Origin of the sequence: Roseomonas sp. E05 (assembly GCF_030063475.1) — a bacterium.
Classification (GTDB): Bacteria; Pseudomonadota; Alphaproteobacteria; order Acetobacterales; family Acetobacteraceae; genus Pseudoroseomonas.
Genome location: NZ_JASIRT010000092.1, coordinates 1 through 1040 on the forward strand (window position 1 = coordinate 1; position 1040 = coordinate 1040).

Here is a 1040-nt window from a genome sequence, read left to right on the forward strand (position 1 = left end):
GGCGGGCGGACGGTGGCCTCGACGCGGCGGGCGGAGAACCAGGTCCTGGCGCAGCGGGCGCGGGTGCTGGCGACCGAGCAGCAGGTGCTGTCGGACGTGGTGGCGGCCTATGTGGCGGTCATTCGCGACCAGGAGACGCTGCGGCTGAACGTGAACAACGTGCAGGTGCTGCGGCGGCAGCTGGACGCGACGAACGAGCGCTTCCGGGTGGGCGAGATCACCCGCACGGACGTGGCGCAGGCGGAGAGCCGGCTGGCCGGGGCGGAGGCGGCGCGGGCCAATTCGGAGGGCACGCTGCAGACCAGCCGGGCGACCTTCCGGCGGGTGACGGGGCTGTCGCCGGAGCATCTGGTGGCGCCGCAGCCGCTGCAGGCGGCGGTGCGGGGGTCGGGCGCGGCGGCGGAGCTGGCGATGCGCAACAACCCGGTGGTGGTGGCGGCGCTGTTCGACGAGGCGGCGGCGCGGGATGCGGTGGACGTGCAGGCCTCGGCGCTGCTGCCCTCGGTGAGCCTGCAGGCGCAGAGCTTCCGCAGCGACAACTCGCAGTCGGCGCATACGCGGGTGACGGGGGAGCAGATCACGGCGAACCTGTCGGTGCCGCTCTACCAGGGGGGCGGCGAATACGCGGCGGTGCGGCAGGCGCGGCAGGACGCGGTGCGGCTGCGGCAGGTGGTGGACGACCAGCGGCGGCAGGTGATGCAGCAGGCGACGCAGGCCTGGGAGACGCTGCAGACGGCGCGCGCCCAGGTGGACAGCGTGCGCTCGCAGATCCGCGCCGCCGAGATCGCGCTCGATGGCGTGCAGCGCGAGGCGGTGGTGGGCAGCCGGACCACGCTCGACGTGCTGAACGCCGAGCAGGAACTGCTCAACGCCCGCGTCAGCCTGGTGCAGGCGCTCTCCAACGTGGTCACCGCCAGCTACAACCTGGCCGCCGCCGTCGGACGCCTCACCGCCCGCGACCTCGCCCTCCCCGTCGCACAGTACGACATGGAGGAATACTACAACGCCGTCCGCTCCAAGTGGTTCGGTACAGGCAACCC

At 73.3% G+C, this 1040-nt stretch carries 1 protein-coding gene; it reads left to right on the plus strand.

The annotated features are described in order from the left end of the window. Nucleotides 1–1040: TolC family outer membrane protein (locus QMO56_RS26800; RefSeq protein ID WP_283530696.1), on the plus strand; the 1040-nt coding region annotated here is incomplete at both ends.